Annotated in this window: 20 protein-coding genes, 1 tRNA gene and 2 pseudogenes; 14 read left to right on the top strand and 9 right to left on the bottom strand. The window is 59.7% G+C overall.

Annotation, left to right across the window (positions count from 1 at the left end; translation table 11 throughout):
• Positions 1–103 precede the first annotated feature (103 nt).
• The 4 genes from ACM62R_RS08310 to ACM62R_RS08295 all read right to left on the bottom strand — a co-directional run bounded on the left by ACM62R_RS08310 (position 104) and on the right by ACM62R_RS08295 (position 4,439).
• A complete protein-coding gene (locus ACM62R_RS08310) occupies positions 104–1,429 on the bottom strand; it encodes a replication-associated recombination protein A (protein ID WP_415183587.1) in 1,326 nt (441 codons plus the stop codon).
• Positions 1,430–1,432: 3 nt separating this feature from the next.
• Positions 1,433–1,882 carry a hypothetical protein gene (locus ACM62R_RS08305; RefSeq protein ID WP_415183586.1) on the bottom strand — a complete coding sequence of 150 codons (450 nt, stop codon included), beginning with the start codon at positions 1,880–1,882 and terminating at the stop codon, positions 1,433–1,435.
• Between the two features lie 140 nt (positions 1,883–2,022).
• Positions 2,023–3,027, bottom strand: coding sequence for a YcjF family protein (locus ACM62R_RS08300; protein WP_415183585.1), 1,005 nt, complete (start codon positions 3,025–3,027; stop codon positions 2,023–2,025).
• A gap of 5 nt (positions 3,028–3,032) precedes the next feature.
• Entirely contained in the window at positions 3,033–4,439 is a 1,407-nt protein-coding gene (locus ACM62R_RS08295) for a YcjX family protein (protein WP_415183584.1), read from the bottom strand.
• Between the two features lie 154 nt (positions 4,440–4,593).
• Between ACM62R_RS08295 and truA the strand changes: the two genes are divergently transcribed.
• Positions 4,594–5,367, top strand: a complete 774-nt coding sequence (truA, locus tag ACM62R_RS08290) for a tRNA pseudouridine(38-40) synthase TruA (RefSeq protein WP_415183583.1) — start codon at positions 4,594–4,596, stop codon at positions 5,365–5,367.
• A gap of 151 nt (positions 5,368–5,518) precedes the next feature.
• Here the strand turns inward: truA and ACM62R_RS08285 are convergent.
• Positions 5,519–5,595, bottom strand: a tRNA-Arg gene (locus tag ACM62R_RS08285).
• A 136-nt stretch (positions 5,596–5,731) separates the two neighbouring features.
• On the bottom strand, positions 5,732–7,141 hold the full coding sequence (locus tag ACM62R_RS08280) for a sensor histidine kinase (RefSeq protein ID WP_415183582.1): 1,410 nt from the start codon (positions 7,139–7,141) through the stop codon (positions 5,732–5,734).
• Positions 7,142–7,474: 333 nt separating this feature from the next.
• On the opposite strand from ACM62R_RS08280, the gene rpmH reads away from it, so the two are divergent.
• From rpmH to yihA, 7 genes are all read left to right on the top strand, one after another.
• Positions 7,475–7,609 carry a 50S ribosomal protein L34 gene (rpmH, locus tag ACM62R_RS08275; protein ID WP_415183590.1) on the top strand — a complete coding sequence of 45 codons (135 nt, stop codon included), beginning with the start codon at positions 7,475–7,477 and terminating at the stop codon, positions 7,607–7,609.
• Positions 7,610–7,626: 17 nt separating this feature from the next.
• Positions 7,627–8,100 carry a ribonuclease P protein component gene (rnpA, locus tag ACM62R_RS08270; RefSeq protein ID WP_415183581.1) on the top strand — a complete coding sequence of 158 codons (474 nt, stop codon included), beginning with the start codon at positions 7,627–7,629 and terminating at the stop codon, positions 8,098–8,100.
• On the top strand, positions 8,097–8,342 hold the full coding sequence (yidD, locus tag ACM62R_RS08265) for a membrane protein insertion efficiency factor YidD (RefSeq protein WP_415183580.1): 246 nt from the start codon (positions 8,097–8,099) through the stop codon (positions 8,340–8,342). Before rnpA ends, yidD begins: the two co-directional genes overlap by 4 nt.
• Positions 8,332–9,213 carry a tRNA 2-thiocytidine(32) synthetase TtcA gene (gene ttcA, locus ACM62R_RS08260; protein WP_415183579.1) on the top strand — a complete coding sequence of 294 codons (882 nt, stop codon included), beginning with the start codon at positions 8,332–8,334 and terminating at the stop codon, positions 9,211–9,213. The genes yidD and ttcA overlap by 11 nt, the downstream gene beginning before the upstream one ends.
• A 240-nt stretch (positions 9,214–9,453) precedes the next feature.
• Entirely contained in the window at positions 9,454–10,794 is a 1,341-nt protein-coding gene (locus tag ACM62R_RS08255; RefSeq protein WP_415183578.1) for an EAL domain-containing protein, read from the top strand.
• Between the two features lie 227 nt (positions 10,795–11,021).
• Positions 11,022–12,842 (top strand): membrane protein insertase YidC, encoded by a 1,821-nt coding sequence (gene yidC / locus ACM62R_RS08250; protein ID WP_415183577.1) that lies wholly within the window; start codon positions 11,022–11,024, stop codon positions 12,840–12,842.
• Between the two features lie 194 nt (positions 12,843–13,036).
• Positions 13,037–13,684, top strand: coding sequence for a ribosome biogenesis GTP-binding protein YihA/YsxC (gene yihA / locus ACM62R_RS08245; protein ID WP_415183576.1), 648 nt, complete (start codon positions 13,037–13,039; stop codon positions 13,682–13,684).
• Between the two features lie 39 nt (positions 13,685–13,723).
• Here yihA and ACM62R_RS08240 read toward each other — a convergent pair whose 3' ends face one another.
• A complete protein-coding gene (locus tag ACM62R_RS08240; protein ID WP_415183575.1) occupies positions 13,724–14,461 on the bottom strand; it encodes an SDR family NAD(P)-dependent oxidoreductase in 738 nt (245 codons plus the stop codon).
• A 135-nt stretch (positions 14,462–14,596) separates the two neighbouring features.
• Between ACM62R_RS08240 and argB the strand changes: the two genes are divergently transcribed.
• From argB to ACM62R_RS08225, 3 genes are read left to right on the top strand one after another with little or no spacing between them, the layout of a single operon-like run.
• Positions 14,597–15,475, top strand: coding sequence for an acetylglutamate kinase (gene argB, locus ACM62R_RS08235; protein WP_415183589.1), 879 nt, complete (start codon positions 14,597–14,599; stop codon positions 15,473–15,475).
• A complete protein-coding gene (locus tag ACM62R_RS08230; protein WP_415183588.1) occupies positions 15,475–16,119 on the top strand; it encodes a ferredoxin in 645 nt (214 codons plus the stop codon). Before argB ends, ACM62R_RS08230 begins: the two co-directional genes overlap by 1 nt.
• Positions 16,116–16,631 carry a SixA phosphatase family protein gene (locus ACM62R_RS08225; RefSeq protein WP_415183574.1) on the top strand — a complete coding sequence of 172 codons (516 nt, stop codon included), beginning with the start codon at positions 16,116–16,118 and terminating at the stop codon, positions 16,629–16,631. Before ACM62R_RS08230 ends, ACM62R_RS08225 begins: the two co-directional genes overlap by 4 nt.
• A gap of 154 nt (positions 16,632–16,785) precedes the next feature.
• On the opposite strand, the gene ACM62R_RS08220 is transcribed toward ACM62R_RS08225, so the two are convergent.
• On the bottom strand, positions 16,786–20,451 hold the full coding sequence (locus tag ACM62R_RS08220; RefSeq protein ID WP_415183573.1) for a peptidoglycan-binding protein: 3,666 nt from the start codon (positions 20,449–20,451) through the stop codon (positions 16,786–16,788).
• Complete coding sequence (locus ACM62R_RS08215; RefSeq protein WP_415183572.1) at positions 20,393–20,683, bottom strand: hypothetical protein; 291 nt, start codon at positions 20,681–20,683, stop codon at positions 20,393–20,395. Before ACM62R_RS08215 ends, ACM62R_RS08220 begins: the two co-directional genes overlap by 59 nt.
• Positions 20,684–20,846: 163 nt before the next feature.
• On the opposite strand from ACM62R_RS08215, the gene ACM62R_RS08210 reads away from it, so the two are divergent.
• The 3 genes and pseudogenes from ACM62R_RS08210 to ACM62R_RS08200 form a co-directional block, all read left to right on the top strand.
• Positions 20,847–21,026 (top strand): transposase, encoded by a 180-nt coding sequence (locus ACM62R_RS08210; RefSeq protein ID WP_415183571.1) that lies wholly within the window; start codon positions 20,847–20,849, stop codon positions 21,024–21,026.
• 197 nt (positions 21,027–21,223) lie between these two features.
• A pseudogene (gene tnpB, locus ACM62R_RS08205) lies at positions 21,224–21,433 on the top strand (IS66 family insertion sequence element accessory protein TnpB); the annotation flags it as partial.
• Between the two features lie 68 nt (positions 21,434–21,501).
• Positions 21,502–21,965: pseudogene (locus ACM62R_RS08200) on the top strand (IS66 family transposase zinc-finger binding domain-containing protein); the annotation flags it as partial.

Genomic DNA, 21,965 nt, shown 5'->3' with positions numbered 1-21,965 from the left:
GGAAATCCACTTACGAAACGCCCCGAACCTGGTCAAACAGACCGAACTACCTCTGTGGCAACCCTCGGACCCGTATTCGCCCCGCCGACAATCCCCCGATGGCTCAGTCGGATCTGGTGTTCAGGTCCTTTCGAAGCTTGTCAAAGTAGCGCACCCGCTTTGCAAGCTCTCGCTCAAATCCGCGCTCTACCGGCTGGTAATGGCTCGATCTTTTCATGCCGTCGGGAAAGAAGTTTTGCCCTGAAAATCCGTCCGGGAGATCGTGATCATATTGATAACCCCGATTGAATCCGAGTTCCTGCATCATCTTGGTAGGCGCGTTCAGGATATGCATCGGCGGTGGTGCCGACCCGGATTCCTTTGCCTCAATGCGGGCGGCTTTATAGGCCGCGTATCCGGCATTGGATTTCGGGGCCAGCGCCAGGTAGATTGCCACCTGTGACAGGGCCAGATCGCCTTCGGGGCTACCCAGCCTTTCGTAAGTATCCCAGGCACTCAGACACACGCGCGATGCCTCGGGATCAGCCAGCCCTACGTCTTCCCATGCGATCATGGTCAGGCGCCGCAGGATGAAGCGCGGGTCCTCTCCACCCTCAAGCGCCCGGTTGACCCAGTAAATTGCCGCCTCTGGATCAGAACCCCGGATCGACTTTTGGATCGCACTTGCGAGCGCATAGTGACTATCTGATGCGCGATCATGCTGTGCCGCCCGGCGGGTAAGCCGACTGGCAAGATCCTTTGCGCCATAGGTCTTTTCCGGCGGCCAGGCGATCACGTTCTCTACCATGTTCAGCAGGGCACGTCCGTCACCGTCCGCCATGGCACATAAAAGCGATCTGGCATCGTCTGTCAGCGGCAGGGGCGTGCCGGTCGCTACCTCAGCGCGCGCCAGCAAGCCTGCAAGCGCGCCTTCGTCAAGCCGTTCCAATACCATTACCTGACAGCGGCTAAGAACGGCGCGGTTTACGTTGAATGAGGGGTTTTCCGTTGTAGCACCGCAGACGGTAACGGTTCCGTCTTCCATGACGGGCAGTAGGGAATCAAGCTGCGCTTTGTTAAACCTATGGATTTCGTCGATAAACAGAAATGTACCGCGCCCGGCCGTGGCCCGATCACGCGCCGCCTGAAAGACTTTCTTGAGATCAGAAACCCCGCTGAAGATCGCGCTGATCTGCTCAAAGTGCAGATCAGTTGTCTTTGCCAAAAGCCGGGCGATCGTCGTTTTTCCAACGCCGGGCGGCCCCCAGAGGATCAAAGAGGTGATACGACCAGCCGCCAACATGGAGCCCAGAGGCCCATTTTCAGCAAGAAGCGTTTCCTGTCCGATGACGTCATCAATGGTCTGAGGCCGTAGCACGTCTGCCAATGGCCGTGCCTTTGTCGCTGCTTGGGTGTTTTCGGTCGCGCCTGACTGGCCAAAGAGGTCCATCCCCTACTCCATTCCTTTTGCTGCCAACGGAACATGGGCTTTTGTCCGGGTTTTGGCGGTAGTACGAACCTCGCAGATCTCTTGCAAGATATCATGAAGATCTAAGTTCCCAGGCCAAAACAGGTTGGTTTTTCGCGAAAAGGAAGAAAGCCTGGGCTGCGTCGCGTGTGTTTTCCGCGTCTCATGGACCGTGTTGATATGGTGCAGGGCATTTTTTTCACAAGTCCGGCGGGGGAAGGCAAGATCTTTAAACCTTATTAATATTTTGAAAATAACTTTCACAGCATGCGTATCATATGTTTCTTTCTTTTCCTTTCTGCCTGCGCCTCTCCGGCGCCGCAATTCTTTGGTGCGGTGCGCCATGATATCACCTTGGAGGGCCATCAGTTTGTGGTTTATCACAAGGGAGATCAGGCGGAGATCATTCGTATGGGGTACGTCAAACGCGAACATCGCGGCTCGCTTTTGATGCTGATGCAGCGTGCGGCCGAAGAGACTACCGGTTGTATCGTTGTTGCCCCCGTTCGCGGCCCGGCCTTGCCCGGCGATACAGGTGAAATACGGCTCAGGTTACGGTGCCCGGACGGCAATATCTAGTCGCGCCCGAACAGCCCCTTCAATGCACGGCTGACCAGGTTCGTGACGCGCGGCTTTTTCAGGCGCGTGAATGGCATCGGTCTGCACACCTCCATTGCCGCAACGCCAACGCGGGCGGTCAATGCGCCATTGACCACACCTTCGCCAAAGCGCCTTGAGACCTTTGATAAAAGCCCGCCGCCGGCCATGGTTTCGATCAGGTCATCGCCTGCCGCGACAGCACCCGTGGCCACCAGATGGGTCACCACCGTCCGCGCGAGGCGCAGGCTACCAAAGGCGCCGCCCCGGCCGCCGTATATCTCGGCCACGCGGCGGATCATCCGCAAATTCGCCGCAAGCGCCGCGAACACATCGGCCAGTGCCAGCGGCACCAATGCGGTTACCGTCGCGACGTTGCGCGCTGCGGCCTCCACCTCAAGCCGGGCTGCCGCGTCAAGCGGGGCCATCAGTTCGGCTTCGGCCAACCCCATCAGCGCCTCGGCGTCAAACATATCTGCTTTGCGCTCTCCCAGCCGGGCGCGGGCCCAATCCATTTCCGCTCGCCCGACGTAAAGCGCGGTAAGCTGTTCGACGACGCGGCGCGCCTGTGCCAGATCGTCAGAGGCAAGCGCCTCAGTTACCGATTTGTGAACCCGATCAAGCCGCCGCAACCGCGCCCACGCCGCCAATTCGCGCAACGCAAGCAACGCTGCCGCCAGAATGAAGGCACCAAACAGCCCCGCTGCAACCCACCCCAGAACCGGGTGCGCCGCGATCAACCCGTTCACATAGTTCCATGCCGCCACCGAGGCCAAAAACCCCGTCAGCGCCAATGTCGCCTGCCAGAAAAACCGCGTCAACCGCGATGCCGGGCGCGCTGCAAGACGGGTGGCGATTTGCATCGCGCGACCTTCGGGTAGCGGCGGGGGGGGGAGGTGGTCGGGTACGGGGGGGGCCTCGGCCGGGGTGGGGGCAGGGCTGTCCATCTCGATCAGGACGGGTTTTCTGGGGGGTATGCTCATTCGTTTTACAACCTGTCACCAATCAGGAATTCTGCCGCGCGATCCAATCGGATATGTGGGGGGCCTTCGCCGGGGCGCAAGTGTACCGGGGCCGGAGCAAAGGACATGATCGCATAATCTGCATCCAGCCAGCGCGCGGCGCCGCTGCGCGCAGGGGACAAAAGCTGCGCGGGGTCATTGGGTAATTCGCCGGGATAAAAGGCGGCGCGGCGGCCATCGGCCAGCGTGCCGCGCACCGCGTCAAGGGTGGTGCCTTCGTGGGGGATGGTTTCTTCGGTTGTGGTACGCAGGGCGGCCAGCGACAGAGCCGCCGTTTTTGCCCCGGCAAAGTTGGCGTGGTCGCTGGCCTCGCGCAACATGGCCTGTGTGATCATTGTCAGGCGGGCGTGTTGGGTGTGGTGAAGATGATCGGCCTTGGTTGCGGCGAACAGGATTTTTTCGACCCGGTGCGCCCCCAGCAGACTGGCCAGCCAGCCACTACGACCGGGGCGGAAGGCGACCAGGATTTCGGCCATGGCGCGCCGCAGATCCTCTAGTGCGGCGGGGCCTGCGTGGATTGCGCCCAGCACATCCATCAGCACGACCTGGCGGTCGATCCGCGCAAAATGGTCCCGAAAAAAGGGTCGCACGACCTTTGATTTATAGGCCTCATAGCGCCGCTCCATTTCACGCCAAAGGCTGCCGCGCGGGGTTTGCGGCGGTGACGGCAGCGGCGCAAAGGTCAGCACGGGCGAGCCGGCCAATTCCCCCGGCAATAAAAACCGGCCGGGCGAACAGTCAGACCAGCCTGCTGCACGGGCATCCTGAAGATGGGCGGTGAAACGTGCGGCCAGATCTTGTGCGGTGGGTTCGTCCAGACGCTGCGCGGGGTCGGGCAGCGCGCCAATGTAGCCTTCGGCCCCGGGGCGACCCGGCAAGCGGGCCAGCACCCCTGCGGACCAGTCGGCGTAGGATTTGCCCATCAGGCCAAGGTCCAAAAGCCATTCGCCGGGGTAATCGACGATATCCAGATGTACCGTTCGCGGGCCTCGGAGCGCACCCAGCATGCCGCGTGGCTGAATCCGAAACGACAACCGCAGCTCGGAGATGGCGCGGGTGCCTTCGGGCCAATGCGGGGTGGGTCCGGTCAGCGCCGCAAGGTGGGCCTCAAAGTCAAAGCGGGGCAGGGTATCGTCGGGCTGCGGTTGCAGATAGGCCGCTTGAATGCGCCCATCGGCGGCAGCGTGCAGCCCGGGCATCCGGCCGCGATCCATCAGATTGGCCACCAGCGAGGTGATGAAAACCGTCTTGCCTGCGCGCGACAGGCCGGTGACGCCCAGCCGGATCACCGGCTCAAACAGCGCCCCCGATACCGAAGCCCCAAGGCTTTCCACGCCGCGCGTCAACCCGTCTGCAATATCCCCGATACCCAAAATTTACCCCTATGCGTTTGGCTCAAGATAGGGGGGCGGGGCGCGGGTTGGTAGGGGGAAACGGGGCTGCCTGCCTATGCGCATTTCTGCCGTAGGGGTTTTGGCCAGGGCGCGGGGGGATTGTCAGCCGAAACCGTGCGGGCTAAGGCGGGGCATGGCCAGATATGCATTGAAAATCGAGTATGATGGCAGCCCCTTTGCCGGATGGCAGCGGCAGGCCGGCCAACCATCGGTGCAAGGTGCTGTCGAGGCGGCCTTGGCGCGGTTGGAGCCGGGGCCGCATACGATTGCGGCCGCCGGGCGCACCGATGCGGGGGTTCATGCGACCGGGCAGGTGGCGACAATTGATCTGACCAGGGACTGGGACCCGTTTCGCCTGTCAGAAGCGCTGAATTGGCACCTGAAGCCCGCGCCGGTGGCGGTTTTGGCTGTGGCGCGCGTGACCGATGATTTCCACGCGCGGTTTTCGGCGACCGAGCGGCGCTATCTTTTCCGGCTGGTGACGCGGCGCGCGCCAGTGGTGCATGACCGGGGTCGGGTCTGGCAGGTCCGAAACCCGCTGGACCCTGCGGCGATGCGGGCTGCGGCGGAATATCTGATCGGGCATCATGATTTCACCACCTTCCGTTCAACCATGTGTCAGGCGGCGTCGCCGGTCAAAACGCTGGATGCGCTGTCGATTGAGGTGCTGGAGATTCCGCATGGGCAAGAGATACGCTTTCACCTGCGCGCACGAAGTTTTTTGCACAATCAGGTGCGCTCGATCGTCGGCACGCTAGAGCGGGTGGGCGCCGGGGCATGGCAGCCCGAGGATGTGAAAGCGGCGCTGGCGGCGCGTAACCGTGCCGCGTGCGGACCGGTATGCCCGCCGCAGGGATTGTATTTATGCGGGGTGGGTTATCCTCAAAACCCGTTCAATCCGGATTAAAACCGCAAGGTAGGAACGTTTTGATCCGCACGATCCCGTCATCGGGTCAGCTATGCTGGACCTTGATTGCGACGAATGAGAGACTCGTGGTTAGATCATCTCTTGACGCTTTTTGCGTCATCGACATGTGTGGCATTCAACAGATTGATAATGGCGGACCCGGAGCGATTCGAACGCCCGACCCTCAGATTCGTAGTCTGATGCTCTATCCAGCTGAGCTACGGGTCCTTATGAGGGTGGGATTTAGTCGTGTGTCTTTGGGTTTGCAAGGGCAAAAAGCAACTTCTTTGCCAATGAAGTCCAACTGTGTTGCCGCTTTTTCAAGCAATGACCGCAAATTCATTATGCACTGGTTGCAGGGTGGCTAAGAGGCGCGGTCGGCAGCCTCCAGGGCCAGTTCCCGCGGTAGGTGCAGCATGAATTCCGTGCCATCACTATCCGTGCGCACCAGATCCAGCCGCCCGCCATGGCCGCGGACCAACTCGGCTGCGATAGCTAGGCCAAGGCCGGTGCCGCCCTTGCGGGTGCCGCCCTGAAAGGGTTGGAACAGATGATCACGGGCACGCCCGGGCAGGCCGGGCCCGGTGTCGCCCACGCGAACCCACCAACCGGCCTCTTCCTCGCCACCGCCAATTTCAACGGTGCCGGGCTTGCCGGTGGCCGCGATTGCCTGCCGGGCGTTACGCACCAGGTTGGAAAGCACCCTATACAGTTGCTCGCGATCCGCCCGGATCACCAGGTTAGGGGCAATATCGGTTACAAAATCGACCTGCACGGCATCAGCTGCCAGCGATTCACTTTCAACAATTTCTGTCACCAGACCGGCCAGCATGAAGCGTGAAAGACTTGGCGGCGGCTCTTCGGCGCGCCCGAATGTCAGCGTGGTCTCACACAGGTTGACCGCGCGCGAGATAGAGTTGACCAGCTTGGGCGCTGCGCGTTTCACGGCCGGGTCATGGCTGGCCTCCATCCGGTCTGCAAAAAGCTGCGCAGTCGTAAGAATATTGCGCAGATCATGGCTGATCTTGGCGACCGCCTGCCCTAGCTGTGCCAACCGTTCCTTTTGCCGCAATGCCGCCGTCAACTGCGTCTGCATCCGCGCCAACGCATCCTCTGCTACGCGCAATTCCTGGACACGCGCGGTGGGCGCGATGATCCGGCGCGCATCTTCGGGGGCTTCGGCGTAGGCAACCATATGTGCCACGACGCGTTTGATCGGCACGACCATCAGGCGACGCACCGCCAAAAACAGCAATAGCGCCGTCAGTACCGAAATAACCGCCGACAGCGTCAGCAACCTTAGCCCATACTCGATCATCGCGGTGCGCATCGGTTGGGTTTCCATGGTGACCTCAATCACCAGGCCACCCTTTTGAACCGGGTCGCCAATAATCCGGATCACCCGGTTTTCCGAATCAGCCAGTTGTTGCAGCGCATCGCGGATACGGCTGAGCCAAGTGCTTTCGCGCAAATCAAAAGACGCAAAAACCTTCTGCGGGATCGGGGATGACAGCACCAACTGGCGAACCTCGTCGCGGCGCAAGACAACGTTGAACACCCCGGCTGTTGACAGCAGCTCTGCCTCCAGATCCGGGGAAATCAGATCATCGGTAGTCAACAGGGCAAGCGAGGCGATCTGCGCGCGCTCAAGCCGCGTCAGTAGATAATCTTCGCGGTAGTTTGCCACCGACGGCAACAGGATCAGCACTTCCGCCAGCATGACAAACAGGCTTGTCAGCAGAAAAAACCGGCCTGAAAGTGTGTTCAGCAACATGCCCCACCCATCGCGTCTGCCGGGGACCGGGCGGGCCCCCGTGGCTGCCACGTTATTCAGGTTTACCAAACCCTTCAGCGGAAAAATAGCTGGGCATCGAAAGATTCGAAATCATCTTGAGAAAAACCCGGATGATGATTCGTCCCTGTATTATCCATGTTTGGACGTTTATCCGGTATCGTGCCGAGATGGGGGCAAGGGGCAGATAGACAGGGCGAAAAAATACCTGCAGTGAATTGACTTGCCGCCCAAGCCCGACTAAAGACCGGGCTTCGAATGACAGCGGCGCTCGAATCCGTAGGTTTGCGGGTGCCTGATACCGGAGAAGAAGCGATGAAACGCACGTTCCAGCCGTCGAACCTCGTTCGCGCCCGCCGTCACGGGTTCCGCGCGCGTATGGCCACCAAAGGTGGTCGTCGTGTGTTGAACGCCCGCCGCGCAAAGGGCCGCTCGAAGCTTTCGGCGTAAGCCAGTAGGCAAACGGCATGACACCGCCGGAGGCTCCCGCGACTGGCCCCATGGGTCAAGAACCGGGCAGCGCACCGGCGGTTTCCGTTTGCCCGACCCCAACCCTCAGGGTTGAGGTTATTGCCAAACGCGCTGATTTTTTGCGCGCAGCGCAGGCCCGGCGCCAAGGCACGCCGGGTTTTTTGCTGCAAGCCCGTCCCCGGCGCGAGGGTGAGCCTGCGCGCCCGGATCTGGTGCGCATCGGCTTTACCTGTTCCAAAAAGGTTGGCAACGCGGTTGCCCGCAACCGTGCCAAACGCCGCTTGCGCGCCTTGGCGCAACAGGTGCTGCCGCAGGCCGCACGCCCGGGCTGGGACTACGTTCTGGTCGGCCGTGCCGAGACCACCGCAACGCGTGACTTTGCCCAGATGCTGGTGGACCTGACCCGCGCCCTGGGGCAGGTCCACAGCGCCTCGCCCCACCAAAAACAGCAACATACAGCCCGCAAATGACCCCGCTTGCCCATATTCTCGCGCTGCCCGTTCGTGGCTATCGCCTTGTGCTTAGCCCCTGGGTCGGAAATGGCTGCCGCTATCAGCCCACCTGTAGCGCCTATGCGCTTGAGGCGCTGGAAAAGCATGGCGGGATAAAGGGCGGCTATCTTGCCGCGCATCGAATCTGTCGTTGCCATCCTTGGGGCGGGCATGGCTACGACCCGGTGCCCCCCGTGAAAGGACAAGACGATGCTGGATGACGCCGACGACATTCACCCGCTGTTTCAGGGCGCCCCCACCTCGACCGAGTTCAAAAAGCTGCGCAAACGCATCGTGCGCCAGGTCCGCGACGCCATCGAAACCTATGGCATGATCGAACGCGGCGCCCGCTGGCTGGTCTGCCTTTCGGGCGGAAAAGACAGCTATACCCTGCTGGCGATCTTGCACGAATTACAGTGGCGCGGGCTGTTGCCGGTGGATCTGCTGGCCTGCAACCTTGATCAGGGCCAGCCGGGGTTTCCCGCCACTGTCCTGCCGGAGTTTCTGGCCCGGACAGGCGTTGCCAACCGCATCGAATACAAGGACACCTATTCCATCGTCGTCGACAAGATCCCGCAGGGCCGTACCTTTTGCAGCCTGTGTTCACGCTTGCGCCGCGGCAACCTCTACCGGATCGCGCGCGAAGAGGGGTGCTCGGCGGTGGTTCTGGGGCATCATCGTGACGATATTCTTGAAACCTTTTTCATGAATCTGTTTCACGGCGGGCGTCTGGCGACAATGCCGCCTAAATTGCTGAATGAGGATGGCGACCTGTTCCTCTACCGCCCTCTGGCATTTGTGGCCGAGGCCGACTGTGAAAAATTTGCCCGCGCGATGAACTATCCGATCATTCCGTGCGATCTGTGCGGCAGTCAGGACGGGTTACAACGCCAGCAGGTAAAGGCAATTCTTGACGGGTGGGAAGCGCGCAGCCCCGGCCGACGTCAGATCATGTTCCGCGCGCTGATGAACGCCCGCCCCTCACATTTGCCGGACCCGAGCCTGTTCGATTTTGCCGGGCTGATGCGCGCTGTTTCAGATAATCCGGCGGATTTGAACAAAATACCCCCCAAGTTGCGCGATCGGGATTAACCGCTCACACAGAATTGCAGCCTACTTTACTTACTGACGGCGGTTTTCGCCTTCAAAGAGGGTATCCAAATGGCGCAGCAATCAGGCCGGGACAGGCATTTTACAGGGGCAGTCAGGCCAGAAATTCTGGTGTTTGCGCCCGCAATCGGGTTGGCACTTTTTTGGTTTGGCCCAGAGGCGATGCTGTTGATTGTTGCCCTGGCTTTGGCCGTCGGCTGGATGACCCGTCCCATACACAGGATGAATAATGTAGAAGAACCCGGCCGCGATGGTGCAACTGGCCTGCCGTTGCGCAGCCATGCCGTCGCGGCATTGCACCGCGCGCTGGCAGAAACCCCGGACACGGGCCGCGGCACGGCAGCTCTGGTTCTGGGAATAGATCAGCCAGACAGAATTGCCGATACTGATGAAATCCTGCGCCGTACCGCTGACCGGATTCGCGGTGCCTTGCGTGATGCCGATGTCATAACCCGGCTTGATGGTGCACGGTTTGCAATCGTGCTGAAGCCTACAGTGCGACCTGATCTGGAAAGCATGATTCAGCTTGCCGCACGCCTCCAATCTGCCACCGAAGCACCGCTTTCCGTCGATATGCGCACAATCCATGTCACTACCCATATTGGGTTTTGCCTGATCAGCCGCACCCCCGAACGCACCGGCGAAGCAATGCTGCATGCTGCAATCACCGCCGCAGACGATGCCGCGCACAATCCGCCCAGTGCAATCCGCGCCTATTCGACAGAGCTACAAAAGGCGACCCAAGCGCACAGCACACTGTCATCCGAGGTCGCTGCGGCGTTGGAAGATGGTACCATAGTGGCCCATTTTCAGCCGCAGCTGTCGACAGATACTGGCAAGGTGTCGGGTTTTCAGGTGGTGCCCTGCTGGCTGCATCCCGAACGCGGCCTGCTGCACGAGCCTGACATCAGCCCTGTAATAGAGGCTGCCGGTATCGCACAGCGGCTGATGGAGGTGATGCTATACAATACCTTTAGCGCGATTCGCGGCTGGGACAGTGCCGGGGTGGCAATCGGCGCTGTCTCCATTCATGTCACGACCGAACAATTGTTGAACCCGAAATTACCAGAATGGCTGCGTTGGCAACTGGACCGGTTTGATGTGCCAGCAGATCGGTTACGACTGGTGATAACCCAGAAGATTGCCGGGCAATTGGATCACGACATTGTGGCCCTCAATTTGTCTACCTGCGCGCAAATGGGGGTCCACATCGAACTGGCCGGATTTGGTGAAGGACCTATCTCCATGACATCCATCCGCCGGACAGCCGCAAAACAGGTTCGCCTTGATCGCAGTTTTGTGACACGAGTGGATACTGACCCCGAGCAGCAACGGTTGGTCGCCGCTATTTTGTCAATGGCCGCGGGCATAGGTGTCGACACCATAGCAGAGGAGGTCGCCACTATAGGAGAGCACGCCATACTGGCGCAATTGGGGTGTGACCATGTCTTGGGCCCTGCAATCGCCCGCCCCATGCCTTATGATGAGACCATCAGTTGGCTGCAAAGACACAATAAAAAACTTGATGCGACCCCGCGTATGGGGCGTGAACGCAAGCGGTGATACGTTTCGTGGGAAAGGTCAGGTCAAACCGGGGCCCCCTTTAGATATCTAGGGCGCCGCATGCCCGTCAGTTCGCGGCGCGACGGACAGGCTTTGATCGCCCTGTAACCCATCAATACGTCCAAAACAGTCGATACCTGTTGCTGCCGGGGGTAAAACTGCTTGACCTTTCCTTGCCCCTTCTGTTGAACCACCCCATCCCCGGAACAGGTTGGTGGACTTTCCAGATGGAAGATCAAAACAAGAATCTCATTCTCGCGACCGTGCTCTCCTTTCTGGTGATCTTGGTCTGGTATACGCTTTTCTCCCCGCCAGAGGTTGCGCCCATCGATGAGGCTCCTGTTACGATCAGTCAGCCCGCCAGCACCGTGCAGCCCACAACGGCAGAGCCCCTGTCGCCGGCCCAACCTGACAGCACTGGTGCTGAGGTTGCTGCCGCACCACGCATGACGATCGAAACCCCGCGTCTTGTTGGGTCGATTTCCCTGCTGGGTGGGCGGATCGATGATTTGTCACTGAAGGACTATCATCAAACGCTAGATCCAAAATCCGGCTTGGTGCGCCTTTTGGCGCCAGCCGGTGGTACCGATCTGTCGGCGGAAAAGCCCTACTACGCCGTTTACGGGTGGCTACCCGCCGGGGACCTGGATCCAGCGGCGGTTCCGGGACCGAAAACACTTTGGCAAGTTGAAAGTGGCACGACGTTGACCCCGAAGACGCCGATTTCCCTGAAATGGGACAATGGTGCCGGGCTCGTTTTTCACCGAACAATCTCGGTTGACCAAAATTACCTGTTCACCATCGAACAGTCGGTTGACAACACCACCGATGCTGCCGTTCGGCTCGCTCCTTATGGGATCGTTGCACGGCAAGGCAAACCTGACACGCAGAACTATTACGTTCTGCACGAAGGCGCTGTGCGGATGTCGGATGGCAAATTGCAAGAAACCAAATACAAGAATATCGTCGATCTGGCGCCGTTGGAGCGCGAGGGCCTGGCGGATGTTGTCGATGTTACCCAGGATGGCTGGGTTGGTTTTACCGATAAATACTGGATGACCACCCTTGCACCAGAATCCGGGCAACCATTCACCTCGGTGATAAAATACGCCCCGACGGCTGACATTTATCAGACCGAGGCGCGGCTTCCGGTGATGGAAGTTGCAGCGGGTCAAAGTGCTGACGTGGCGACGCGGCTGTTTGCGGGCGCCAAGGAATGGGAAACCATCAAGAAATACGAGACCAGCGCCGGTATCAAGGGTTTTGTCGATTCGATCGACTGGGGTTGGTTTTTCTTTATTACCAAACCCATGTTCTGGCTGCTGCACACGCTGCATGGGCTGATTGGCAATATGGGATGGGCGATTATCGCGCTGACCATAACGATCAAGGCGCTTGTTTTCCCATTGGCCCGAAAGTCTTACATCTCGATGGCGAAGATGAAAGAGCTTCAACCCGAGATGGAGGCGCTAAAGGCGCGCGTTGGTGACGACAAAGCCAAAATGCAGCAGGAAATGATGGCGCTCTACAAGCGCGAAAAGGTCAACCCCGCTGCGGGTTGCCTGCCGGTTCTGCTTCAGGTTCCGATCTTCTTTTCGCTTTACAAGGTGATCTTCGTTACAATCGAACTGCGCCACGCCCCGTGGTTTGGCTGGATCAAGGACCTTTCAGCGCCTGACCCTTCATCAATCCTCAACCTCTTTGGCCTGCTTCCATATGCCAGACCAGAGCCAGACTCGCTGCTGTTCATTCTGTCGCTGGGCGTCCTGCCTATCTTGTTGGGTATTTCGATGTGGCTGCAGCAAAAGCTGAATCCGCAACCGACCGACCCGACGCAGGCGATGATCTTCACCTGGATGCCGTGGGTATTCATGTTCATGCTGGGTCGGTTTGCCTCGGGTCTGGTGCTCTACTGGATCGCCAACAACACCATCACGTTCCTCCAGCAGTACACGATCATGTCGATGCACCACAAACGGCCCGACATTTTCGGCAACATTCGTGATGGGTTCAGACGCAAGAAATCGGCTGAAACACCGAAAAAGTGACCTGTCGCGCGCAGGCCGCGATTGCGGTGCGGCCATAATGAAAACGCGCGCCCCAAATTTGCGGGCGCGCGTTGGGTTTTGAGCGCCGGCGGGCCAAGACGCAACCTTCGGTCAGCGGCCACATTGCTTCGGACATATGCCGAAGGGATGGAACGCGGTAACACTGCAACGGGTGATATAATTGAGGTGCTATGATGCAGATGGAATTCCTACTTGCCCCTGAGCCGGAATTTGACGCCCGCGAAAAAGGGCGGTTGATGTTCGCGGGCGCCGTGGATTTTGTCAAAGGCGTTGTGGCAATGGACGGCCTGCCCCCCGCAGACCGGTTGGAGGTTTGCTTTGCTGGCCGTTCCAATGTTGGAAAATCTAGCCTGATCAACGCGTTGACTAACCGTAAAAACCTTGCTCGCGCCTCAAACACCCCAGGTCGGACGCAAGAGATCAACTATTTCACCGCCGCTGATCGCTATCTTGTCGATTTGCCCGGTTATGGCTATGCCGAAGCACCCGTTGCCGTGGTCGCCAAATGGCAGCGGTTGCTCAAGTCCTATCTTTCGGGCCGCTCAACCCTGCGCCGGGCCTTCGTGTTGATTGATACGCGCCATGGCATCAAGGCGGTCGACGACGAGATTCTGACCCTGTTGGACAGGTCGGCGGTCACCTTTCAGGTGGTCATGACCAAGGCTGACAAGGTCAGCGCCTCGGAACGTGAAAAGATACTGGCGCAAGTTCGCGGAGCGCTGGCGAAACACCCGGCGGCCTACCCTGAGATTATCGTGACCTCTTCCGAAAAGGGCGAAGGGATCGAAACGCTTCGCGCCATCATCGCCACGCTTAGCTAGGCCGGTGGGGCGCATTCAAGGCCCCCGACCTCAGGGAATTCAGACATGCTGCCCGGCATTCACCTCGATTTCGGTGCCGGTGACGTAGCTCGATTGATCTGAGCATAAAAACCAAATCACATCCGCTACCTCGCTGGGCTGACCAAGGCGGCGCAGCGGCAAGTTCTCAACGATTTTTTCGGTGCCCGGCGACAGGATTGAGGTTTCAATCTCGCCCGGCGCGATGGCGTTGACGCGCACCCCCATCGGGCCAAAATCATGCGCCATTTCACGCGTCAGTGCCTTGAGCGCCGCCTTTGACGTCGAATAGGCCGCGCCCGCGAACGGATGCACCCGGCTTCCCGCAATCGACGTGACATTGACGACCGAGCCACGGGCCGCAGAAAGCTCTGCCCGCAGCCCACGCGCCAGCACGATAGAGGCAAAGAAATTGACATGAAATACCTGCCCCCAGGCACGCAAGTCTGTGTCCAGTGTATTCAAACGGCTGCCACCGGGGCCCTTGGGCGAAATACCTGCGTTATTGACCAGTGCGTTCAGGCGGCCGGGCAGCTTGGCGCGGATCGTTTCAATCGCTGCAATCGTTTTTGACGGGTCGGACAGGTCCAGTTGGATATGGTCCTCTTGGCCACCACCCCAAGGGCATTTTTGGGGGAAAGGTTCGCGTGAACAGGTAATGATCCGCCACCCCTCATGTGCGAATCGTTGCACTGTGGCGTGGCCAATTCCACGGCTTGCCCCGGTCAGAACCATCACCTTGCGGTCATCATGTGTCATTTTCAGCCCCCTATCGCGCCGTGAACCCTAGTCTTTTTCTCGGCACGCGCAACAGGGGCCGAAACCCTTGGCAGGCCCGCGCTAACACCTTAACACTTCAATCCTGTCCTGGGGGCCAAAATGAGAAAGCAGACCATGAACCGTGATTGGATCGCCACCGCCCGTACCCTATCCGAGGCGCTACCCTATATGCAGCGTTACACCGGTGCCGTCGTTGTGGTGAAATTCGGCGGCAATGCGATGGGCGACGACGAGGCGATGGCCGAATTTGCGCGCGACATCGTCTTGATGCGGCAGGTGGGCATGAACCCTGTCGTCGTGCATGGTGGTGGGCCGATGATCAATGATCTGCTGGCCAAACTGGGAATCAAATCAGACTGGGTGCGCGGCAAGCGGGTGACTGACAAGGCCACCGTCGAAGTGGTGGAAATGGTCCTTTCAGGGCTGGTGAACAAGCGTATCGTGCAGGCGATCAACGATCAGGGCGGCCGTGCGGTTGGGATCTCGGGCAAGGATGATGACCTTATGGTCTGCGAGGCGGACGACCCCGAATTGGGCTTTGTCGGTCGCCCGGTGGAAATGAACGTGCAGGTCCTGCGAGATCTTTACGGCGCCGGAATCATCCCCGTGGTAGCCCCTGTTGCCACCGGTATGGCCGACAACGAAACATTCAACGTCAACGGCGATACCGCAGCCGGCGCCATTGCGGGTGCGCTCAAGGCTGACCGGTTGTTGCTGCTGACTGATGTGTCGGGCGTAAAAAACGCCTCTGGCGATGTGATGACTCAGTTGACCCCAGAAGAAGTGCGTGACCTGACCGCCGAAGGCGTGATCGCAGGTGGCATGATCCCCAAGACCGAAACCGCCCTTAAGGCGTTGGCAGATGGCGTGCGGGCCGTGGTCATTTTAGATGGCCGGGTGCGCAACGCCTGCCTTTTGGAGCTGTTTACCGATCACGGCGCGGGTAGTTTGATACGGTCGACCGCGCCGCGGGTTACGCCGCGCGGCGTATGATGATTGCGCCGCTTGAAAACGCTGCTGCGGGCCAGAGGCTTTTCATCTCTGGCGCATTTCACCCCGGCCCCAAAGATGGGCTGCCGGGGGTAGGCACGCTGGTCTTGCTCTCTCCCGCCGAGCCGGGTTTCTGGGCGTATGTTACCGCAAGCGCTGAATTTTCCGACGGCTTGGACAATCCGTTGGATCGCTGGTCGCAGCGTGTTGTCGGGCAATTGGCTAAGGATTTTGGTGCCACGGCGCACTTTCCCTTTGGCGGTCCGCCCTATGCGCCATTCTACGATTGGGCACTAAGGTCTGGCCGTGCTTGGGCCTCTCCGGTGGCGCTGCTGGTGCATGATGAAATGGGCCTGTTCGCCTCTTACCGGGGTGCTTTGGCCTTTGCGGATCATATTCCCTTGCTTTCTGCCCCATCCCAGTGTCCTTGTGTCGGGTGCGCCAAACCCTGCCTGCATGCTTGCCCCGCGGCCGCATTGGGCGCGCACGGCTATAATGTGCCCGCCTGCCATGAATATTTGGATTTGCCTGCGGGAAAAGAATGTCTTTCTTTGGGGTGTAGTGTTCGCAGCGCTTGCCCGGCAAGCCTTGCCTATGGCAGGCTGCCCAAACAATCTGCATGGCATATGAGGCAATTTCACACATGACACCGCAAGGACACCGCCGCCTGATCCTCACACGTCACGCAAAATCGTCATGGGACGACCCGCTGGTTGCTGACCACGACCGCCCGTTGAACGCGCGCGGCGTACATGCAGCGCATGAACTGGGGGACTGGTTGGCGTCGCGCGGTTATGAGCCCGAAGAGGTTTTATGCTCTTCCGCCCTGCGCACCCGCCAGACCTGGGACGCTACCGCCGCCGCCGTGTTGGAGGTGCGCCCGACCGTGCGCATTCTGGATGATCTTTACAATGCGTCACCCGACAAGATGCTCGCGCTATTAAAAACCGGAAAAGCGCAATCAGTAATGATGATCGGCCATAACCCCGGCATTGCCGAATTTGCCCGAACCCTGCCGGCCCGCGTGCCGGTAAACCCTGATTTTGTGCGCTACCCTACCACGGCAACGCTGGTGCTCGATTTTCAGATCGACAGTTGGGCAGATCTACGACCGGGCGAGGGCTCTGTTCTTGATTTTTTCCTGCCAGCCGGGCGCTGAAAAACAAAACGCCCCGGGCAATATCTGGTGACGCATTCCGGGATTTGGGTCACAGGTAGATCTCGACGGAAAAAGCTTCCCTTGCGGCGGTTGAACTCGCACCCAGAGATCCGCTTCACATTGGAAGGGCGCATCGAGTTTCGCTCGCGCCAGCCTACAACTTGATCTCCGGTAACGCCTCATCGGAAACTGCATTGTTGTTGATGAGCGCCTCCTTCGCCCTGGCCTCAATTTGCGCGAGATAGCCTCTGTTCGTTATCAGCACGCGAAGCGATGAAATCAATCCCTTCGAGTCCGGCTCTATCACCGCCAGAACAAAATCCTCGCCACACTCAGCAGGAGAGGTTTCGAAGTGGCTGATCGGCCAAAGGGGATTTGAGCTGGGGAGTGGGACTTGAGTATCGTCCTGGCCAACAACCGGATAGGTCTTATTGAATCCTGGGTAACCGCTTCGATTGAGCGCCTGCGCCTCAAAGTCGAGCTGCGATACCGAGCTTGACAGCAATTGACTGCATTTGAATGCATTCGTCTGCGCCATCTGCCTCTCTGTCTCGAGCTGAATGAGCTCACCAGTGGTCAGTTCACCTTCTGGCACCGGGTCAGCCTCCGGCGCCGCGCGATACCAGTCGAAGGCGCCATCCTGTTGCGTTGCGAAGCTCCCGTATTTCTCCACCAGCAGGGCTTTCACTGCCTCAGGGGCGGGTCGCGAACCCTCCGCGAAGCTCAGTGTCCGGGCAATACCGGTGACGGGATCGTCGGGCAGAAGCGGCTCGTGGAAGATCGTCAGACTGTCGCCCCCGCCGTTGCGGACAAGGATTATCGACTCAGCAAGCGACCTCGTCGGCGTGATGATGTTCGGCAAGTTCTGTTGGTCTTTCCAGATCTCCCGACGTCCGTAGAGAACGATTTCCGGGTGGAAGGATTCCTCGATATCCGGCAAGATCGCGCCAAAGTCCTGACGAATACGGACACCGAGAAGATCGTAACCCGCCGGAGCCGCCGCAGCTTGTCCACCCGCCGTATCCGCGGCGACCGCGTTGCCGGCAGGTGCGACGGCGATCCGTGCAAGGACATTGGCCGCGACCTCCACCTGAGGGTCGCTGCCGGCCCGCAGTACGACGATCTCAGCCACACGCGCCACCATGGGCAACCTGGCCCTGCCGCCCTCTCCGCTGGGTGGGTCGGCGACGATCAGAACGCGAAAAATCGCGTCGGTGCCAGCGACTGCCTGCTGCAGGCGTCGCGCCTCATCTTCCGACATCGGGAAACGGATACCGTTATCGCCCACGTTGGCCAGCCGGAAGAGTTGTTCGCGCCGGATTCCGCTCTCATTTCGCGACAGCATCGCCGAATAGGCCAGATTCAGGTAGTCGAAGCCGAATGTCTGCGTTGCGAAGTCATACTCAGCATATCGGCCGTTTCCTGTCATCCAGAAGCCACCGATGTCAACGGGTTCCGCCGTTGAGGCGAGCATCTCGATCTCGTCACGTCGCGCGAACGAATCCTGCGATGTGGGGGGATAGACCGAGCCGATAAGTTCGACCCGGTCGCTACCGGTCGCTTGTGCGACGGCCGCGATGATATCACGCGGACGCGCAAGGGCGAAGCGCTTGTAGTCGACCGGCCCCTTTTCGTCGAACCAGAACTCGGAGACCGGGGCGGCAGTCTCGCCATAGGGTAAATCCTGCTGGTAATAGGCGCCCGATATCGGCATTGCAAAGATCACAATCTCGGGCTTGCCCCCTTGCCCGGGCAATTGCCAGACCTGTTTCATGCGGAAATCTATCCCAAGGCGGAACTTGCCGCTGAGGTTCGGCACCGGGCGCTTGTAGTTTTCAAGCACATCGGGAAGCGCGACGAAGACTTGCGAGATCGGGCTGCCGCCAAGTCCCGCGAGGTTGATTCTGGCCGCAAAAACCGAGGATTGAGGGCGGCCAAGCGACTGCGCGATACGAAGTGATGATCTCGTGTCGAAGCCATCATTCAGTCCGATCTTTGGATCTGGCGAAGTGACCCGTTCCCATCCGCCGCTTTCGATTGCGGGACTAGTGCTGAAGGTAAGGATGCCTTCGCCGGCGAAGAGGTCTGGGGAATAGCTGCCTGCCGGCTGCGCCAGATCCAGCAAAACCTGGTGTTCAGCCGTGCTGTCGAAATACCAGACCCGGTCCATGTCGGCGAGCTTGCTGGCTTGCCTTTCGTCTTCTGTTAGGGGCTTCGGCTTCAGCTGCTCGGAGGGGAACTCATAGATCGCACGCTCCGGCTGGCTTTCATAGTAAAGCTTGTAGGGACCGGTCCGGCGGATCGTGTAGAGGGAAACCGCTTCGCCCTCCGGCGCGCTGTCATTGGCCTTCGTGCGCCCCGAATGTGCGTCAAGTTCTGCATCGAAGCCGATGACCATCCGGTGCTGGGCCATCACATTGACGAATTCCTCGGCCCGGTCCGGCGCGAGCAAGATCCTGGCGGGATAGTCGCCCGTTTCGATCGTGGGCTGGAAACGACCGTGATTGATCGTTCCGAGCGCGGGCCGGGGAATGCGGCCGGCCATCGCCTCGTTGCCGGTCGCGCAGGATTTCGCGAAGTTGGCTATCTCGAAGGATTGCGTATTGAAATCGTAAAGTGGTGATCGGGTTTCCGGGTTGGGCTTCAATTCCAGTAGGCAATAGAAGCGGACGGGGACCGGGGTTTGGGGCCGCATTCCCGGCAGAACCTGCGCCAGGCGCTGCCGGAGCAAGGCATCGAAACGCTGGCGTTCAAAATCGTTCTCCAACAACTTCGTCGAGACGAATTCCGAGATCGATATCCCAGAAGGTGTTCGAGGAGTCGAAAGAAATGTAGTAACGCGCGGTGAAAGCACACCGTTTTGGGCCTGTGTGGCGATGGCGCGCATTTCCTCGGTGGCCAGAAGATCACCGGCCCAGAGCGGCAGGTTCCCAGCGGAAAACCTCGGGTCACTCGTGGTCATGCCGACCAATTCGAAGAGCTTCCACAAATCCTTCTCCTGCCCGGTGTAGTAGTTGAATATGGCCGGACGGCCCTCCGCCACGGGAATGTCGGACGCCAGTTGCACGGCACCAGCCGAAGTTGGGCTTCCCGGTATCTCCGGGTTTGGCGCTTGGGGCGCTATACGCGTTCCCCCGGCCAAAGATGTTCCGCCACCGAACTGCGCGATCCTGTTGGTCATCATCCTGGACAGGCAGTTGACATCCCCGCCACAGCGATCCCTTTGGGTGAGCCATGCCCTTTGCTCGGCCGCAAGGGCAGGGGCGCGAATCGTGGAAGCGGAATTTCTCTGGGCGGCATAGGCATCGGAGAGGGCGCGATCCAGTTGCGCAAGCTCCGGTGTCCGGCAGATCGCCATCTCGGCGTCGGTGGAGGCTCGCCGGCAATCGAAGCTCGGTGTGATCGCCTGACCACCGGCCGTCGGAGTTGCAACATCGAGATGCGCCGTGGTGGGGGATCCGGCGACGCTTCGCAATCTGGAAACGAGTGCCGGGCTGGACTGGCCGGTTGGCAGAATTCCTTGAGCCGTCTCGAACTGTCGTATCGCATCTGATGTCCGGCTCCCCATAACGCCATCTACCGGCCCTAGGTCATAGCCGAGTCGCGTCAGCAGAGATTGGGTTTCGTAGACCTGGCCCGCATCGTAGGCTGAAACCCGTGGCGTCTGGGCCGGAACCTTCGGAGCGGTCGGTATCTGTTGCGGTGGGGCCGCCTGTGGCTTCTGAAGACCTCTCAGGATCTGATTGCCGAGATTAACGATATCACCAGCATCCAGGTTCTGGCCAATTGCCGGTAACGGTGCGACGGCAAGCATGCTCATGAAAACAATAGGTCGAATGGCCACTGCGATTTCCCCATTGCTGGGCGTTGAACAAGGCGGGTTTCGCATTTGTGAGCATGAATCGCTCAACGATGCATTTTGCTTCAGTAGTGAAGAGTGTAGCATACCCCGCCAGATTGAACCAAATTACAAAAAAATCAGCCAAAATATGCGTGCGCCAGATTGATTTCCCAAGGGTAACGTATTCCCCCATCGTCGGAACTTGGCTCATTCGGCTCCATCTATGCCCCCTGCGGAAACGTTCGCGACGATCTTCTCGACTGCTTTGGTCTCTCGTAACCGCGCCATTGGCACCGCCTGCCTGACGCTGGGGCGATGATCTAAGACACGTGTTTAACTACGTCGTTAACGACGTGTCTTATGCGGGGTCAGCGATGCGTGGCGAAATTCTTGGAGTGGAGCGGCGACGGCTTTGGCGAGATGAGGACAAGCTCGAGATCGTCACATCGGTGGGGATTGGCGGAGCAACGGTGACACAGGTGGCGCAGCGTCATGAGGTGACCAGGCAGCAGATTTACAAATGGCGGCATGAGCGGAAGAAGAAAGGCCTGTAGTCGCCTGCGGCCGGGGCGGTCTTCTTTCCGTTGGAGATTCCAGTGGCGGCCAGAGTTCCTGTGATGCAGCCTTCAACTGCCGAAACGCCGCCATCGAGCGTAGTTGAGTTACGCTTGCGGGATGGCTGCGGTTTGCACTTTGACAGCGCCATGGACCCAGCCGCACTGACGTCCCTGATCCGAGCGGTGGAAGCCGCATGATCGGGCCTGGGACTGGTGTTCGGGTGTATCTGGCCTGTGGTGTGACAGATATGCGAAAGGGGATCGCGGGGCTGGCGGCGCTGACCCAAGATGTGCTGCGTCAAAAACCCGCCCGTGGGGCGGTGTTTGCATTCCGGGGGCGCCGTGGTGACCGGATCAAGCTGCTGTATTGGGATGGTCAGGGATTTTGCCTTTATTACAAAGTGCCGGAGCGTGGCCGTTTCCCTTGGCCAAGCGCCAAGGATGGGGCGGTGCGGATGCGGTGGCCGAGAAGGATGACGCGCCCATCGACGAAGGGCACGACGAGCCCGCCATTAATGAACCTTCTGCGCCCGCTTTGCGTCGCCGGCCGCGTGTCTCGGATGCGACGCCGCGCGAGCGCCGTGAGCTTGATCCCGGTGCCTGCTGCCCGGACTGCGGCGGCGATCTGCGCGTAGTGGGTGAGGATGTCAGTGAATTGCTCGATATGATCGCCGCTCAGATGAAGGTGATCTGTTACCCGGCAGTCGATTGCCTGCAATCGATGAGAGGGCAGATCGCCCGGATCAAGAAATCCTGCCGCCGCTGCGAGCGGATGGTGCAGGAGCCGGCCCCCAGCCGCCCGATCCCGGGCAGCATGGCCCCTCTCGGCGATTGCAGGCAATCGCCTGCCGGGCAACGGGATCCGAACCTGCTGGCGCATGTTCTGGTCTCGAAATTCGACGACCACCTTCCCCTCTATCGCCAGCACGAAATCTT

This window comes from Phaeovulum sp., from assembly GCF_047638075.1.
Taxonomy (GTDB): Bacteria; Pseudomonadota; Alphaproteobacteria; order Rhodobacterales; family Rhodobacteraceae; genus UBA6197.
This window is presented reverse-complemented; position numbering and strand designations above follow the sequence as displayed.

Excerpts from the sequence above, each read along its gene's own strand:
- argB (WP_415183589.1), top strand. The coding sequence starts at position 14,597 with ATGAACCGTGATTGGATCGCCACCGCCCGTACCCTATCCGAGGCGCTA.
- ACM62R_RS08255 (WP_415183578.1), top strand. The coding sequence starts at position 9,454 with ATGAATAATGTAGAAGAACCCGGCCGCGATGGTGCAACTGGCCTGCCG.
- ACM62R_RS08210 (WP_415183571.1), top strand. The coding sequence starts at position 20,847 with ATGCGTGGCGAAATTCTTGGAGTGGAGCGGCGACGGCTTTGGCGAGAT.
- ttcA (WP_415183579.1), top strand. The coding sequence starts at position 8,332 with ATGCTGGATGACGCCGACGACATTCACCCGCTGTTTCAGGGCGCCCCC.
- ACM62R_RS08220 (WP_415183573.1), bottom strand. The coding sequence starts at position 20,451 with ATGAGCATGCTTGCCGTCGCACCGTTACCGGCAATTGGCCAGAACCTG.
- rpmH (WP_415183590.1), top strand. The coding sequence starts at position 7,475 with ATGAAACGCACGTTCCAGCCGTCGAACCTCGTTCGCGCCCGCCGTCAC.
- ACM62R_RS08310 (WP_415183587.1), bottom strand. The coding sequence starts at position 1,429 with ATGGACCTCTTTGGCCAGTCAGGCGCGACCGAAAACACCCAAGCAGCG.
- ACM62R_RS08225 (WP_415183574.1), top strand. The coding sequence starts at position 16,116 with ATGACACCGCAAGGACACCGCCGCCTGATCCTCACACGTCACGCAAAA.
- yihA (WP_415183576.1), top strand. The coding sequence starts at position 13,037 with ATGCAGATGGAATTCCTACTTGCCCCTGAGCCGGAATTTGACGCCCGC.
- rnpA (WP_415183581.1), top strand. The coding sequence starts at position 7,627 with ATGACACCGCCGGAGGCTCCCGCGACTGGCCCCATGGGTCAAGAACCG.
- yidD (WP_415183580.1), top strand. The coding sequence starts at position 8,097 with ATGACCCCGCTTGCCCATATTCTCGCGCTGCCCGTTCGTGGCTATCGC.
- yidC (WP_415183577.1), top strand. The coding sequence starts at position 11,022 with ATGGAAGATCAAAACAAGAATCTCATTCTCGCGACCGTGCTCTCCTTT.
- ACM62R_RS08215 (WP_415183572.1), bottom strand. The coding sequence starts at position 20,683 with ATGAGCCAAGTTCCGACGATGGGGGAATACGTTACCCTTGGGAAATCA.
- ACM62R_RS08300 (WP_415183585.1), bottom strand. The coding sequence starts at position 3,027 with ATGAGCATACCCCCCAGAAAACCCGTCCTGATCGAGATGGACAGCCCT.
- ACM62R_RS08305 (WP_415183586.1), bottom strand. The coding sequence starts at position 1,882 with ATGTTCGCGTTTGACGTACCCCATACGAATGATCTCCGCCTGATCTCC.
- ACM62R_RS08240 (WP_415183575.1), bottom strand. The coding sequence starts at position 14,461 with ATGACACATGATGACCGCAAGGTGATGGTTCTGACCGGGGCAAGCCGT.
- truA (WP_415183583.1), top strand. The coding sequence starts at position 4,594 with ATGGCCAGATATGCATTGAAAATCGAGTATGATGGCAGCCCCTTTGCC.
- ACM62R_RS08280 (WP_415183582.1), bottom strand. The coding sequence starts at position 7,141 with ATGTTGCTGAACACACTTTCAGGCCGGTTTTTTCTGCTGACAAGCCTG.
- ACM62R_RS08230 (WP_415183588.1), top strand. The coding sequence starts at position 15,475 with ATGATTGCGCCGCTTGAAAACGCTGCTGCGGGCCAGAGGCTTTTCATC.